This window comes from Sunxiuqinia dokdonensis (assembly GCF_001270965.1).
In the GTDB taxonomy this organism is placed as follows: Bacteria; Bacteroidota; Bacteroidia; order Bacteroidales; family Prolixibacteraceae; genus Sunxiuqinia; species Sunxiuqinia dokdonensis.
Window position 1 is genome coordinate 13,068 of record NZ_LGIA01000022.1, and the last position, 15,670, is coordinate 28,737.

Annotated in this window: 11 protein-coding genes; 8 read left to right on the top strand and 3 right to left on the bottom strand. The window is 46.0% G+C overall.

Annotation, left to right across the window (positions count from 1 at the left end; translation table 11 throughout):
- Positions 1 to 23: 23 nt before the first annotated feature.
- Both NC99_RS01975 and NC99_RS01980 read right to left on the bottom strand, forming a co-directional pair.
- A complete protein-coding gene (locus tag NC99_RS01975) occupies positions 24 to 1,559 on the bottom strand; it encodes a Fic family protein (RefSeq protein ID WP_053179311.1) in 1,536 nt (511 codons plus the stop codon).
- Positions 1,560 to 2,267: 708 nt separating this feature from the next.
- Positions 2,268 to 6,062 carry a glycoside hydrolase family 2 TIM barrel-domain containing protein gene (locus NC99_RS01980; protein ID WP_053179313.1) on the bottom strand — a complete coding sequence of 1,265 codons (3,795 nt, stop codon included), beginning with the start codon at positions 6,060 to 6,062 and terminating at the stop codon, positions 2,268 to 2,270.
- Positions 6,063 to 7,178: 1,116 nt separating this feature from the next.
- On the opposite strand from NC99_RS01980, the gene NC99_RS01990 reads away from it, so the two are divergent.
- Positions 7,179 to 7,820 carry a hypothetical protein gene (locus NC99_RS01990; RefSeq protein ID WP_157624360.1) on the top strand — a complete coding sequence of 214 codons (642 nt, stop codon included), beginning with the start codon at positions 7,179 to 7,181 and terminating at the stop codon, positions 7,818 to 7,820.
- Here the strand turns inward: NC99_RS01990 and NC99_RS21790 are convergent.
- Positions 7,772 to 8,170, bottom strand: a complete 399-nt coding sequence (locus NC99_RS21790; RefSeq protein ID WP_157624362.1) for a hypothetical protein — start codon at positions 8,168 to 8,170, stop codon at positions 7,772 to 7,774. The two genes, NC99_RS01990 and NC99_RS21790, sit on opposite strands and share 49 nt — an antisense overlap.
- Positions 8,171 to 8,451: 281 nt before the next feature.
- On the opposite strand from NC99_RS21790, the gene NC99_RS02000 reads away from it, so the two are divergent.
- The 7 genes from NC99_RS02000 to NC99_RS02030 all read left to right on the top strand — a co-directional run bounded on the left by NC99_RS02000 (position 8,452) and on the right by NC99_RS02030 (position 15,455).
- On the top strand, positions 8,452 to 8,811 hold the full coding sequence (locus NC99_RS02000) for a hypothetical protein (protein ID WP_053179321.1): 360 nt from the start codon (positions 8,452 to 8,454) through the stop codon (positions 8,809 to 8,811).
- A gap of 156 nt (positions 8,812 to 8,967) precedes the next feature.
- Complete coding sequence (locus NC99_RS02005; protein ID WP_053179323.1) at positions 8,968 to 9,555, top strand: TetR/AcrR family transcriptional regulator; 588 nt, start codon at positions 8,968 to 8,970, stop codon at positions 9,553 to 9,555.
- A gap of 11 nt (positions 9,556 to 9,566) precedes the next feature.
- On the top strand, positions 9,567 to 10,316 hold the full coding sequence (locus tag NC99_RS02010) for an outer membrane lipoprotein-sorting protein (protein ID WP_053179325.1): 750 nt from the start codon (positions 9,567 to 9,569) through the stop codon (positions 10,314 to 10,316).
- A 142-nt stretch (positions 10,317 to 10,458) separates the two neighbouring features.
- Positions 10,459 to 11,682, top strand: a complete 1,224-nt coding sequence (locus NC99_RS02015) for an ABC transporter permease (protein ID WP_053179327.1) — start codon at positions 10,459 to 10,461, stop codon at positions 11,680 to 11,682.
- A gap of 286 nt (positions 11,683 to 11,968) precedes the next feature.
- On the top strand, positions 11,969 to 13,189 hold the full coding sequence (locus tag NC99_RS02020) for an ABC transporter permease (protein WP_082326260.1): 1,221 nt from the start codon (positions 11,969 to 11,971) through the stop codon (positions 13,187 to 13,189).
- Positions 13,190 to 13,292: 103 nt separating this feature from the next.
- A complete protein-coding gene (locus NC99_RS02025) occupies positions 13,293 to 13,976 on the top strand; it encodes an ABC transporter ATP-binding protein (RefSeq protein WP_053179330.1) in 684 nt (227 codons plus the stop codon).
- Between the two features lie 306 nt (positions 13,977 to 14,282).
- Positions 14,283 to 15,455 (top strand): hypothetical protein, encoded by a 1,173-nt coding sequence (locus tag NC99_RS02030; RefSeq protein ID WP_157624364.1) that lies wholly within the window; start codon positions 14,283 to 14,285, stop codon positions 15,453 to 15,455.
- The last annotated feature ends 215 nt before the right edge of the window (positions 15,456 to 15,670 follow it).

The window sequence follows — 15,670 nt, forward strand, 5'->3', positions numbered from 1 at the left end:
AGCCCACTAATAAAAAGTACTTGCTATAAACTATCTCTTTTCTCAACCAGTCCCCCCAGAAACCTTGCAAAGTCACAAATATCGCCGTCAACGCTGGCGCGTTCCAGTGCGGCCATGTAGGCATCCCTTTGCCCGACCGGAATAACCGTCCATGAATACCCGCCCGAAGCCAACATGGTATTAAACAGAAAACGCCCGATGCGTCCGTTACCATCCATATAGGGGTGGATATAGACAAAGATAAAATGCCCCAGCACTGCCCGGACACCTGCATTGTCTTCATTGCGTAATAATTCAAACAGTGTGGGAATGGCCTCGCGCACCGCTTCGGCACTAAGCGGCGTATGCATTGACCCTTTGATATATACCTGACTGTTCCGGTATCCGGCAAGGTCGGATGGTTTTAATATTCCGGAAACAACACTGGGGGCGAATAATTCCCGGTACCAGTCTGAATGATCGGTATCGGTCACCTCTCCTTCATTTTTCCCGGCCAGGATTTTCTTTATACTTTCCTTTACCGCCTGGAACGCCTGATAATATCCCCGTGCGGCCATGGCATTACGCGCCTCTCTGTCTGCCTCGTTCCCATCAGGGTTCCAGTTGCCATCTCTTACCCGTTCAATCAGTTCGGCCGTTACGCGATACCCCTCAATGGACAAGGAATGATAGGCATCTTCGGCGTAATGTTCTTCGACCGCTTTCATATAAGCTTTAATATCTGTGGGGATTGCACTGGCTTTGGGGAAATTTTCAATCACAACACCGCGCATCTGGTGCCACATCAGCTTTATGCGGCTGACATACGGCGAATTCTCCCGAACTGTGAGAATATGTTCCGGCAGTTTTTCCGAAAAAGGGTCTTCCTCCCGAACATCATATCCGGCGGATTTCATGGTTTTAAGGATATTGTCAGCGATCCTGGCATTTCCAATATTACGGAAAGCTCCGGCCAACCTTCCGGCAATGACACTATGCCCACCATCCAACAGCTTTGCCAACAATACCGAAGCATCCTTGACCATCGCAAGACACGCTCTTGCATCAATGGTATAACGGGTAAAGAAATCTGCGTTAACAGCAATCAATCCGGCTTCAAGAGAATAAACCTGGAGCCCATTTAAATTAACTTTGGAATCATTAGCTGGAATATTAAGTTTGTAGTCAAAAATAGAAGTTCCATGCAATAGCTGTACGATATTGTTATTTGCTTTTGGTGAACGAACAAGAAGCTGTTTCGGGATAATTCTGTTTCCACTATGAAGTAATAACGACTGATCGGGAGAAAGACACCAGACCTCTCCAAAACGCTCATTAAGGTACATAGAGGCAAAATCCCAGAATGACATATACCAGGACGTAGTATCGCCATCACGTTCTTCAGGACGGGTTGAAATGTACCATCCCTTGATAACGTCTTTTATGAAGCCGTTACGTTTTAAAAGTTGCTTATGCGACGTTTTAAGATCAGATGCCTTGATAACAGCAATGTCTCTATCTTTCTGTAGTTTCTGAAGTTCAGAAAGAGCTTGCGCCAATTTTTCAGATGGTGTTGCCATGATAATGTTTCGTTATTTTTGCAGGATAATCACAAGTACTATCCGGATTATATTTGGTATATTTACTTGCATCATTTTTAGTATATGCAAATGTAGCATTTTTAGTTTATGTTCTCGTGTTATTTTTAGTGTATTCTGCGTGATTATCCCTGATATCTTTTTCCAACGATATCCTCTCCGTTTCAATAACACTTCATTGAAAGCGTAAGTTCCCTTTTAAAAATTAAGCTTCAATAATAGTTCAAATTGGATTATTTTGTATATTTGTACGTAACCAACTCATCTCAAATTGATTGAAAACGGATTAAATTTCAGGTGAGTTAAACGGTGAGTTCTTTCTGGAAGCATTCGGATATCTTTCTGATAATAAAATATTTACAGGATGCAAGACAAATCCTGGTATCCCGACAGATTAAAAATCAAGGAGTTAGATCAGAATCTAGCTCCTTCTTTTTTTAGCTCGCGTACAACAAGATGAGAGTCCTCCAGAAGGATGACGTTTAATGTCGTGGGTATGGTATTGACTCCAAGTGCTACTTTGATTTCCAAAAAAGGAAATAGCTTTCAGTCTGATACCACAAGGATATTGGAGCCGTCGGATTTGAAAATAAAAAAGGGATGTCGTCAACTTACTGTGACAACATCCCTTTTCTATTGATTCCGAAGGAATAGCTCTTCGGACATGTGATAGAGCCAGGAAAGTCTGGTTTATAGAACAACGCCAATTTCGGCGATGGAACTGTAAAAGCTGTTGCTGACCTCTCTCAAAGTGGTTAATCTGAAATAGCGCATTTTGCGAGCTTGGTCAAACATTTTTTGTTGGCGTTGACTGCTGTTCCGAAACCGGCCTTTTTCGATCACAGTTTCCCAGGTTTTTCCATCGGTGCTCACCTCCAATTTGTATTCGGCAATGCGCCCGTTGCTTTGTTCCTGGCGTGGCAGATAGTCGAGCCCTTTCACCGTAAGTGCTTCTTTCATATCCACTTCAATAAAGTGAGGTTGCTGAAACTGTTGATCTGACCAGTCGGAGTGCCAGATGGTTTCCATGTTGTTATCAATGGCCCGTTCGGCTGTTTGATGCTGGTAGCTACAGTCTGCTTTTGCCGTCCAGTTGGCTTTGTTGATATCAAAATAGACGGTTGCCGGTGTGCTTTTCATTTTTCCATCGGCCTCGGCCCAGGCGGTTACTTTTCCACCTTTCGACAGGTCAAAGGGCTTTTTGTATTTTTTGAATTTGTCGTCGCCAATGGCGTAGAAAATAGTGGCTTCGCGTGTCCCTTCCATGCTAACCGTTCCTTCGTCCGAGCGGCTGATTACAGGAGCTTGAGCCACCAACAGTTCGCTGGTCTGATAGCTTTCAGCCACATATTCGAAAATTGATTGCTGCTGAAACTGTACCGGACGGTAAGTGATTTCGAACCGGTAAATTCCGTTGTTGGCCACGTACTGAGGCAAGATGCCGGGGCCGCAAGTGGCTGTTCCCAACCCGGTGACGACCGCATCGTAATTGACCGTTACAAAATCCGCTTCGTCCAGCTCGTTCATATGCCGGGCTTTCGTGATGTCAGCATCAGCATACGGGTAGGCGCTGAAATTCATCGGCTCGCCACCGCGAATCAGAAAGCCCACGCCCTCCATATTGGATACCGCAGCCCAATGCACGTCCGACTGGTTGCAATTATCCTGCGGAATGGCCAGGTTGTGGTCATATAAGTTTTCAGCAGTAGACGTGTAGTGGTCGAATTTTCCGCCGCTTTTTCGGTCGGGATAGGTGGAGACCCCGCCCAAACCATACCAGTTTAGCTCATTAAACGCTCGCGGCATATGCATTTGTAAGCCCACTTTCGCCACAGCATCAACCGATTTGGGAAGATTAACCTCGGACGAAATGGTGAAAGTTCCATCGGCGAACACCTGGTATTGAACGGTGGCGCCAAATTCCACAGAACGAGTTTTCAAACTGATCGGGTAAATCAGTAATAATGATCCGTCATGCTGGGTTTTTACATCCGGTGTGCCAGCTATTTGTTCTACTTCATCCAGTCCGGCTGCATTCCATGCGCGAAGTCCGTTGCGGTCGCGAATGTCGTTTTCTGTTGGCGGACGGAAGAAATTTAGCTTTGGACCTTGCTTCATCAGTTGCTTGCCATGGAGCAGGTAGGATGAAATGATACCGGTTTGCGAATCGATGGTTAGTTTGAAATCTTTGCCCGAGATCAGTTGCACACCGTTTTGGCTTTGTGTTGCCACTTCGCCTGAGTTGACAAGCTCACGGGCCGGTGCTGACTCGATCGGCAGCACAAACTCTTCCCAGGCTTGTTCGTGTCCGGCTTTCACCAATCCTTTGTGTTCTTTTGTGGTGGCCGAAAAGCGAATCACATAAGTCTGTCCGGCTTTGGCTTGCGCCAACTCAGGAAGCTGAATTGAAATGACTTTTTCCTGAAGCGGCTCAACGTTCAATTCGTTGATTGAGCCGTGTGCAACCACACCTTCAGCATCTTTAATAGTCCACGTCCAGTCGAATTCATTCAGATTGGTAAAGAAGTATTTGTTTCGAACCGTAAATTTTCCGGCCAGCAGATCGTTGGCTTCAATGCTGACATTCTGATAGACTTTCTTGGTTTCCCACAGTTGCGGATTGGGAATACGATCGGGATTGACCAAACCGTTTAAGCAGAAACTGTTGTCGCTGGGCATGTTGGTGCCATAGTCGCCTCCGTAGGTGTAATACATGCGGCCATTTTCATCCACCTCGCGCAGTCCCTGGTCAACCCAGTCCCAGATACAACCGCCTTGCAAAGCCGGATAGGCTTCAATGGCATCCCAGTAGTCTTGCAAGCCACCACAGCTGTTTCCCATGGCATGGGCGTATTCGCACAAAATCAGGGGACGATCGGGATTTCCCTGGGCATACTGAACAATGCCGTCAACACCCATGTACATGGGGCAAAAAATATCGGTGTGTGGTGCCAATCCGGCGCGTTCATACTGTACCGGGCGCGACTGGTCACGCTCTTTTATCCATTGAGCATTGGCGATGAAATTAACACCATCGCCTGCTTCGTTGCCCAATGACCAGGTGACGATGCAAGGGTGGTTCTTGTCGCGTTCAACCATGCGGCGGGTACGATCCAGGTGCATCGGGCCCCATTCTTCGTGCTTGGCCAAACTTTCCGGCCCGTAACCCATGCCATGCGATTCAATGTTGGCTTCATCAATCACATACAATCCGTACAAATCGCACAGGGCGTAAAACTCAGGATCGGTGGGATAATGGCTGGTGCGGACGGTGTTGATATTGAACTCCTTCATGAGCTGAATATCCTTCAGCATGGATTGGCGGCTGACCACGTGACCGTTGTCGGGGTCGTGCTCATGGCGATTGACTCCTTTGATGTAGACCGCCTGCCCGTTCACCAGGAACTGGCCGTTTTTGATTTCGGCTGTCCGAAAGCCAATGTTTTGTGTCAGGGCTTCAATGACTTCGCCCTTGCTGTTTTTTAGCACCAATTGTAGTTTGTAAAGGTTAGGCTGTTCGGCCGACCACTTCAGTGGATTTTCAACTTGGGCCTCAAAGGCAAAGGTCTTTGAAGTTTCGCCGATGGCAGCCTTCTGCGACACGTCGATCAGCTTTTCGCTTCGATCCATGCTGAAAACCGCGGCTTCCACCTGGTATTCTCCCGACGCTGCCTGATCGAGCTTTTCGACCTCCACATTCAGCGAGAATTCGCCATCGGTATAAGTTTCGTCCAGGCCGGCAAGCACAAAGTAGTCGCGAATATGCACCTTGGGCTTGGCCAGTAAAAACACATCGCGTTCAATTCCGCTGATACGCCAAAAATCCTGTGCTTCCAGGTAGCTCCCGGTACTCCAGCGATACACTTCCAATGCCAGGCTGTTTTCGCCCACCTGCACATAGGGGCTTAAATCGAACTCGGCCGGTGTCTTCGAGCCTTCGCTGTAGCCTACTTTTTCGCCATTCACCCAAATGAAAAAAGCCGACTTGACGGCACCCAGATGAATGATGATTTGCCGTCCTTCCCAGCTTTCAGGAATGGTGAAGCTCCGTTTGTAACTTCCCACCGGATTGTAGGCATGCGGAATATGTGGCGGATTGGGACGCTTGCGTTCAATGCCCCAAAACGGGTAGCTGGTGTTGACATAGATGGCGGTGTCAAATCCTTCGCGTTCCCAGTTGGCCGGCACTTTGATGTCGGCCCAGTCGCTGACATCGAAGTCATTTTTGTAAAAATCAGCGGGGCGCGAAGCCGGATTAGAGGCGATGTTGAACTTCCAGACCCCGTTTAAGGATTGATGAAACGCCGATTGACTGGCGTTGTTGTCCCAAGCCAAATCCGTGTTTTCAAAGGGAATGAACCAGGCATGAGGCGCCATGCGATTGATATTAAAAACAGCGGGATCTTCCCACGCTTCTTTGGGTTGGCTATAAGCAGCAACGATTCCCAATAAAAAGAGGACGAAAGTCCCCAATGTTTTTTTCATAATCGTAAGTTTTATTGATCAATTTTTTTCATTCACCAAAAATAGGAAAAACAAGGTTGAAAGCAAGTTGTAAACCAAGTCTATCCTCATGAAAAGGATTTGACCAATTGGCCGGAAGATTCCGGGGCCAGTTTCGAAAGTTAACCCTCCCTGCTGCGACTTGGTCGCGTTTTTTCCTCCCTGAGACTCAACTATCCTTTATACACATAATATGATAGGTCATAACAACTACTAAATTTATAGACTTCCCCGAGAAAAAAGGGGTTACCCTGAAAGGGTTAAATATCAATAGCCCCGGGTGGAGTGAAACGGAACCCAGGGTTAAAATGCGCGACATCAAACAAGGCGCAATCACTCGGTATTTGAATGCTCCCAGCCGGCATGCGCCGCATCACAAAGCGTTTGTTTTATTGCCAATACTTCCTTGTCCTTATGCCAGACGGGCACATCCTTTTCCAGTCGATGAAAAGGATGCAAAAATCTAGTCAAAGTGACCCTTCTCCCCGCCTCAGGATTTTTGCTTTCCGGCGCACAACCCTGAATACCCACCAAAAATCCTTCCCGCCTACGCCGGCCCGGGCGACTTTGACGGCCCGCGCTGCATTCGCCTGATGGCGAAGTGGGGGACTTAAGGATCGAAACTTCTTCCTTGGGCCCTGTCGTCTGGTTCTTTCATAAAAGTCCAGATCAAGTGAGGATTAATACGCATAGAGTTGTGAATAAAGGGTAGGAGACTCAGGGAGGGCCTGGGTGGGTCAACGCATAAACGGGATTGTCGCGTAGTTCAAAGTGAATCCCCGACTGCAGAAAGCGACATGGCGCAACCGGTCCGGAGATTCCGAAGCCAGTTTGGAATGACGCTTCATCTGCTGGGGCCGGTCAAACCGACAGACAGTTTCGGGCAAAGTGAAATCCGCTCCAAAGTCCACCTGCTCCTATTTGGATTCAATATAAATTACAGGAAGAACACAGCCGGAATTGCCCAATTTGTTTGCAATCGCGGATAATATGCTCACCAACATATTTTTAGTAAACATTAGTTTGCTTTATTTTATTCTTCGTGAGTTGATAGGAAAAGTGAACGTTCAGTATTTATCATTAAAAAAAGTAACCGAAATGAATCAAAAACAGAACAAGCACATGCGTATGTACATGGCTACGCAGACGGTGTTGGACAACCACACCATGCGCTGGAACACCATTCCAATTATGGTGACCGTAAAAAACCAGTTGGATGAACTCATTCAGCGTATTGAAGAAAAGAATGAAGAAACCGATGCGGCCAGCAAGGGCACCACAGCTCAAAAAGAGACTGTTCGTCGGGGTTTGGCCGAAAAGGCAGCGAGTATTTCCGGCATTTTGCAGGCTTACGCTGCTTTTAACGACGATCAGGTGCTGGCTGGTAAGGCAAAGCTCATTAAATCGGACTTGATGACCTGCCGCGAAACCGATGTGGAAGCTGCGGTTCGTCCGGTTTTAAGCCTGGCCCGCAATCTACTTCCCGAGCTGGCCGATTTTATGCTTACCGAAGCCATGGTGGTGGAAACCGAGACCAGTCTCGACAGTTTTAAAACCTTGATCGGGCAACCGCGAACCATCCGCAACGAGGCCTTTTCGGCCATGAGCATGCTCGAGGAAATGTTGGATCAGGTGGACCAGTTGCTCAAACAAAAGATGGATAAGCTGATGATCCGCTTCGAATTTACCGATCAACCGTTTTTTGAAGAATATACCCGTGCCCGGGTGATTGTTGATTGAAACCGGTAAATGACGTTTACTTTCCGCAATGTTGAACCGGCGACTGGGGAAACCTGGTTGCCGGTTGTTTTTAACAAGCCACAAAAAAGCCAGACGATGTCGCCGAACAGCCAGACGATGAAGCCAAGTGGCCAGACGAACCCAGCCACCCGCCAGACGATGTCGCCGGGTAGCCAGAACCACTCGGCGAGGAGCCAGACGATGTCGCCAACTGACAAGAAGGCAGTCGCGAGGCGCCAGGCGAACTCACCGTCTGACACGGAGTCAGTCCGGAAGAGCCAGACGAACTCGCCGACCCTCCAGACGAACTCAGCGAGGTGCCAGACGATGTCGGCGGGGCGCCAGAACATGGACAGGACGCGGGAAATCGGAAAAAAGACACGAATTGGAAAATCGGGCAGGTGTTCAAAAGGAAAAAGGAGTATCTTGGGGAGGGAAAAAGGGGCTTGGGAGGCTAAGAATTAATAAATATTCGAGCTGTTGAATAAAAATGAGTTAAAAACTCAAGACAGCTCACCCCTCGTTACCGCTTCGCTCAAACGAGGGGTAGGTCGGGTTGTTGATTATTATTGATCCAACTGCCCAAATACCGTTTTTTCCATCGTTTTCGTACAACCGCAAATCAATGGACATGCAGTGGGAATTTGACTTTATAATGCCACAGCGATTGCTTTTGAAGCGCATTTTGTCGCAAAAATCAAGGGTATCAATCGGCAGCGAATTTGGCGGAAATGGTTTTTATGTGAACGTAGACCAACCAAACTACCCCAAAGTTTTCGAATACAGCCAGTTGGCCATTAACAGCGGTTTAACCTACGAGCGGAAAATAACAAAAATGGTTTATGCTACAATAAAAGGTGGCGTCACCAATTTTGTTTCCAACCGCCTTACCGAAAAAGGGAAAGACACCCAGGATTACATCTACAAGAACAGCCAAAAAATGACCGGATATTTCATGGTCGGCTTTTCGTTTAACCCGTTTGTAAATTAATACCGAAAACTTTACAACGTAGTTCCACCGGGTTTCGCGAACGTATTTGCTTAGCATTAATTTTTTATCAGGAATAAGATAAATCTTGATTTAAATTTTGAATTTCTAAAAACGAAGGTTATTTTTGACCAACCGTTTAATCAAAAACTGATAAAAATGCCGAGAAGTGCGGAACAATTTAACGAGATCAGGACACAGAAAAAGGAATTGATCATCGACGCGTCACTGGAACTCTTCGCCGAAAACGGGTTTCACGCCACTTCGATGAGCCAGATCGCAAAAAAAGCAGGTATTTCGAAAGGGCTAGCCTACAACTACTTCGAAAGCAAAAAGGAAATTCTAGATCAAATCATTCAACGTGGTTTAGATGCCATTTATTCAAATCTGGAAACAGATCCGGATGGCACTTTATCCGATGAAGAATTTGTCCATTTCATTCGTGAAAATTTTATGATCCTGCGCAGCAACCATCACTTTTGGCGGCTCTATTATTCGCTGCTTTTACAGCCCCAAATCGCCGACTCGTTAAAATCACTTTATTTAAAAAGCGCGCAGCCCATTTTAAAAATACTCCAAAACTTCATTCTCTCAAAAGGGCACAAGAATCCCGAGTCCACCTTTGTCGCCATCAGTGCAATGCTGGAAGGCGCTTACATGCTGACCGTTACAACGCCCGAGTTATTTGACGATGGTACCATCGAAGAGCAGAGAATTACAGCGTGTTTTAAAATATTAAACAATTAAAATCCATATCCATGAAGACTAAAATACTAACAACCATCCTGCTTTTTGCTGCATTCGCTTTGGGGGCTTATGCCCAGGACGCGAAAGAAATAGTGAGACAGGCCGATGAAAAATTCCGTGGCAAATCGAGTCAGGGCGAAATGACCATGATTATCGAACGGCCCACCTGGAACCGTACAGTTTCGATGAAAAGCTGGAGCCTGGGGAACGAATATTCGCTGATATACATTACCGCCCCGGCCAAAGAAAAAGGCCAGGTTTTTCTGAAACGCGAAGAGGAAATGTGGAACTGGGTGCCCAATATCGAGCGGATGATAAAAATACCGCCCTCGATGATGATGCAAAGCTGGATGGGTTCCGATTTTACCAACGACGACCTGGTACGCGAATCGTCGATTGTAACTGACTATACCCATGAAATTATTGGCGAAGAGACCATAAACGGCTACGAATCATACCAGATTGAACTCACACCGCTGCCCGATGCGCCTGTAGTTTGGGGGAAAGTGTTGATGTGGATTTCGAAGGAGGAAGATTATTGGCTGCGGAGCGAGTTTTACGACGAAGACGGCGTTTTGGTCAATACCGAAATCCTTTCCGATATTAAGAAAATGGACGACCGAATGATGCCAACCCGCATGGAAATGATCCCTGCCGACGAGGAAGGCCACAAAACCATTATGATTTACGATAAAATTGAATTCGACATAAAGATTGATGAATCGTTCTTTTCGCAACAAAACATGAAAAGGTTAAGATAAGAATGAATGCGGTAAGGCAAGAATGAATGAATGAATGAATGAATGAATGAAACAAAGAATCAATACAATAATTCATGTATCTATAGTTCACGCATTAAAGCATTCACGCATTAAAGCATTATCGCATTAAAACATTAACAACATGAGAACAAACATAAAACTTGCCTGGCGGAATTTATGGCGAAACAAACGAAGAACGATTATCACCATTTCGTCCATCGTTTTCAGCGTGCTGCTGGCTTCATTTATGCGCTCGTTGCAGGAAGGCTCGTACGGCAGCATGATCGACAACGTGGTGAAATTTTATTCCGGCTACCTCCAGGTGCAGGACTCCGCTTTTTGGGACGAACGCACACTGGAAAACACGTTTCAACCCTCACCGGAGTTGATATCCAACATCAAAAAAATAGACGACGTGACCCTCGTTTCTCACCGCATCGAATCAGCGGCCTTAACGGCCAATGGGATGAGAAGCAAACCGGCAATGGTCTTGGGAATCGAACCCGAGCTGGAAGATAAAATCACCAATATTTCAAAGAAAATCACAAAAGGCAGTTTTTTAACCCCGCACGACAACGGGGTGGTTATTGGCGAAGGGATGGCGAGCTACCTGGAGCTTGGCGTCGGCGACACCTTGACAATGATAAGCCAGGGATACCACGGGATTAGCGCAAACGGTTTGTTTCGGGTGAAAGGAATTATGAGCCACCCCAACAAAGAATACGACAACCGGCTTATTTACCTCAGTCTGGAGACGGCCCGCAATTTTTATTCGGCACCGGGAATTTCAACATCGCTGGTAATCATGACCGACAATCACTACGGGGTGAACCAGCTAAAAAAGAAAATTGGCAAAATTTTACCCGAGCAAAACACCGTGATGACCTGGGTTGAAATGCAACCCGAATTGGAACAACTCATCCAAAGCGACCGCGGTGGCGGAATTATTATGCTGGGGGTTTTGTACGTGGTTATCGCTTTCGGAATGTTTAGCGTGGTAATGATGATGGTGAAAGAACGTAAACGGGAATTTGGGGTCATCCATGCCGTTGGAATGCGAAAAACAAAAATCTCGACGATGCTGTTTCTCGAAACGCTGATGATCGGAGTAATTGGCAGTATAATCGGGTTGTTTATAAGTGTTCTGATTGCATTCTATTTCTATCACAATCCGATCCCGTTCAGTGGCGAGCAGGTGGTGTCTGCTTCCGAGAAGTTCGGAATGGCGCCTTACCTTTTCTTTTCCATGAAACCTTCGCTGTTCTATAACCAAATGATTTTGGTTTTCAGCATCAGCCTCATTATTTCGTTGTTCCCCATTTACAACATCCACCGGCTGAAGATTACCAAGGCCATGCGAAATTGACGGAGGAGGAAAAAATGCGTGAATGCAGGAAGGCTTCAATGTAATAATGAAAGGATGATTGATTGGAAAAAAGTGAACGGTGAACAGTAAGTAAACAGTAAACGGTAAAAGGTGAACGGTGAACGGTGAAAAGTAGGATGATAGAAAGTAACTGGTGAACAGTGAAAGGTAAAAGGTAAACGGAGAACGGTGAACGCTAAAACTAAACTCGAAACTCAAAACCCGTAACCCGTAACTCGAAACCCGAAACTCAAAACTCAAAACTCGTAACTCTAAATAAAAAATTATGATTTGGTCAATAGCATGGCGTAACGTATGGCGAAGCAAATCGCGCAGTCTGATTATGATTGCAGCAATTGCCATCGGCTTGATTGCCGGGGTTTTTATCATGGCATTTATGCAAGGCCTGGTAGACGCCCGCGTTCAATCGGCAACAAAATCGGAACTGGCACACCTGCAAATTCATGCCCCCCGTTTTGCAGAAAACAACGACATTAAATTTTATATCCCCGACTCGCAGGAACTAATGGATAAAATTGCCGGCAAAGATTCGGTGGTGGCCGTAAGCCGACGCCTGCTTGCCGAGCCGTTTGTTACTGCGGCACACGGCACTGCCGGTGGTACTTTGCTGGGCGTCGAGCCCGGGCTAGAAAAGAAAGTGACCGATATTTCAAATCAGCTGATTGATGGTACTTATTTGGAAAAAACAAGCCGCATGGCACCTGTTTTAGTTGGCGCTAAACTGGCGGAAAAATTAAAACTAAAAACCGGTTCCAAACTCAATGTCCAACTGGTTAACCGCAGTGGCGACCTATCATTAAAAGGATACCGTGTTTCCGGAATTTATAAAACGGCGAGCACCGGTTACGACGAATCCCACCTGTTTGTGCGGTACCAGGATTTAAAAGCACAACTGGGAATGGAAGAAAACGCAGCCCATGAAATTGCCATTCTGCTCCAAAAAGGCGACCAAGCTGATTTGGTAAAACCTTCCATCCAGAAAATGGCGGGCAACAACATTGTTGAAACCTGGAAAGAAATTAGCCCCGAAATGTTTTTGCTCACCAACATGATGGGCCAGGTGATGTATATTTTTGTGTTCATTATTATCCTGGCACTGGGTTTCGGCATCGTTAATACCATGCTGATGGCCGTCATGGAGCGTACCAAAGAAATCGGGATGCTGATGGCTGTTGGCATGAACCGGCGCAAAATTTTCTTCATGATTATTTTTGAAGCCGTGATGCTTACCGTTACCGCAGGTTTGATTGGGGCAGTGATCGGCACGCTGATTACCAAATATTTTGAAACCACCCCCATCAACCTTTCCATCCTGGCAAAAGGGCTCGAAAAATATGGCTTCGCGTCGCAGGTTTACACATCACTGTCAATGGGAACTTTGATCACCATTTTTATACTCGTGGTATTTACCGGAATTGTATCGGCCATTTACCCGGCGCGAAGGGCATTAAAATTGAACCCGGCAGAAGCAACGAGGACGGACTAAAAGCCTCCCCCGACCCCTCCAAGGAGGGGAGAAGGAAAGAAATCAGTGATTAATTAATTGAATTTGTGGCTTCGTGACTTTGTGTTAAATAAATCATTATAAAATGAAAATCATAGAAATAAAAAATCTGCGTAAAGTGTACAACAGCGATTCGGTTGCAGTAAATGCAGTCAACGGCGTTGACCTTTCTTTTGAAGAAGGCGAATTCTCAGCTATTGTGGGACCTTCGGGTTCGGGGAAAACAACCTTGCTGAACATTGTTGGTGGTCTCGACGACGCCACTGAAGGTTCGGTAAGCATCGACGGGGTAAAAATAAACGACCTGTCGGCACGGAAACTAACCGATTTCAGGATGGAAAAAATAGGCTTTGTTTTTCAAGCCTACAACCTGATTCCCGTGTTAACGGCAAAAGAAAACGTGGAGTTTATTATGCACTTGCAGGGCGCTGGTAAAAAAGCCCGCGACAAGCGCACATCGGAATTGCTAAAAGCCGTTGGCCTGGAGGGAATGGAAAACCGCCGCCCATCGAAACTTTCGGGCGGGCAGCAACAGCGGGTGGCGGTTGCACGGGCACTGGCATCGAAACCAAAATTTGTATTGGCCGACGAGCCAACGGCAAACCTCGATTCCAAATCCACAGAAAAATTGCTCGACATTATGGAACAGTTGAACAAAGAAGAGAAAATAACATTCATAGTTTCAACACACGACCAGCGGGTGGTGAAAAAAGCGCGGCGCGTCATCACCATCGAAGACGGCAAAGTAGTGAGCGACGAAAGAAAGTAAAAAATTGAATTTTGAATAGTATCGTTTAGTTAGTGAATTTTACTATTTCTTTTGGTTTGACATGGTCAGGTGCTTGGCATGCTGACAAGTCTATACAGCAAACAACCTGTCAACGTCTTTTAGACTTGACAGCGTTTACAAACGACATTGAATTTGAATGGTTATTTTCTTGAAAAAAATAGATCTGTTTTGTTTTAACAAGGGGCTGCAACCCCTTGTTAATCTCCAAATTACCTGAATTCGCTTTTATTGCTTAAGTGCTTAATTCAATAAATTTAATCTACATAAAAGCACAATTACAATGCGATGAAACAAGTTAAGTTACTGATAATATTCTTTTTTATTTGTTTGAGTGCAGGCGCTCAATCCAGCTTTACAATGAACGGCTACGTGAAAGAACTTTCGATGTACTTTAAACCAGTGGCTCCAACACCCGTAAGCGAAACCGATACGGTGGATTATTTTTTTCTGAACCAAATTCACAACCGCTTGAATTTTAGGTGGTATGCCAGCAACAAGCTGACTTTTGCCCTGGAAGCCCGTAATCGTTTGTTTTTTGGACAGATGATCCGCGAATATCCTGATTATGAAAATTCGGTGGATACCGATGACGGGTATTTCAACCTTGGAACAGTTTTGGCATCGGGCGACAGCTGGTTTTTACATTCAGCAATCGACCGCGCCTATGCCGACTATGTTGTGGACAAGTGGCAGGTTACCGTTGGCCGGCAACGCGTAAATTGGGGCGTGGGTTTGGTCTGGAATCCCAACGATATTTTCAATTCGTTTTCGTATTTCGAGTTTGACTACGAAGAGCGACCCGGCACCGATGCTGTGAAAATTCAATATTATACTTCGGTAACCTCGTCGGCACAACTGGTGTATAAAGTTGGCCGGAATGCCGATGAAACAGCCGTTGCAGGGATGTACAGTTTTTTGCAAGGAAGTACCGATTATCAGTTGCTGGGCGGCTGGGCAGGCAAGGACTATGTACTGGGCGGAGGCTGGGCAGGTGATATTAAAGGCGGCGGTTTTCGTGGCGAACTCACCTGGTTTAAACCGCGGGACAAAGATAACGGCAGCGAGGAAGCATTTGTTGCTTCTGTGTCGGGCGACTACACCCTGAAAAACAGTTTGTACCTGCACTCCGCCATGCTATTTCGCAGCAACGGGGCAACCGGCGATGCGGGTGGCAACCGCAACCTGTTTGACCAAAACCTTTCGGCAAAAATGCTGGCGCTCGGAATGGTCAACCTTTATGGCCAGGTTACTTATCCTTTTACGCCGCTACTTTCAGGAGACTTTTCCGCCATGATAAACCCGCTTGACGGCTCTTTGTTTGTAGGCCCGGTAGCAACTTATTCATTGGGCAACAATTTGGAAATCATGCTAAACGGACAGCTATTTTTTGGCCGCAAAGGAACAGAGTACGGCGATTATGGAAAAGCAGTTTACGGTCGTATAAAGTGGTCATTCTAAGATTTTTGAAATTACTTTATCGGTATGCAAAGATTTCAGAACGACAAATTACAAACGTGAATAGGTACAACATGCAAATTAAAAAAGTTGTAATTGAACAGATGCCTGGAGATGATCATCAGTCAGCTTCGGTGTTTGAATTTAGTGGCCAAACCAGTAATTTAGCATGAATAACCGACGACTATTAAAAAACCAAAAACGGAAAGTTTAAATAT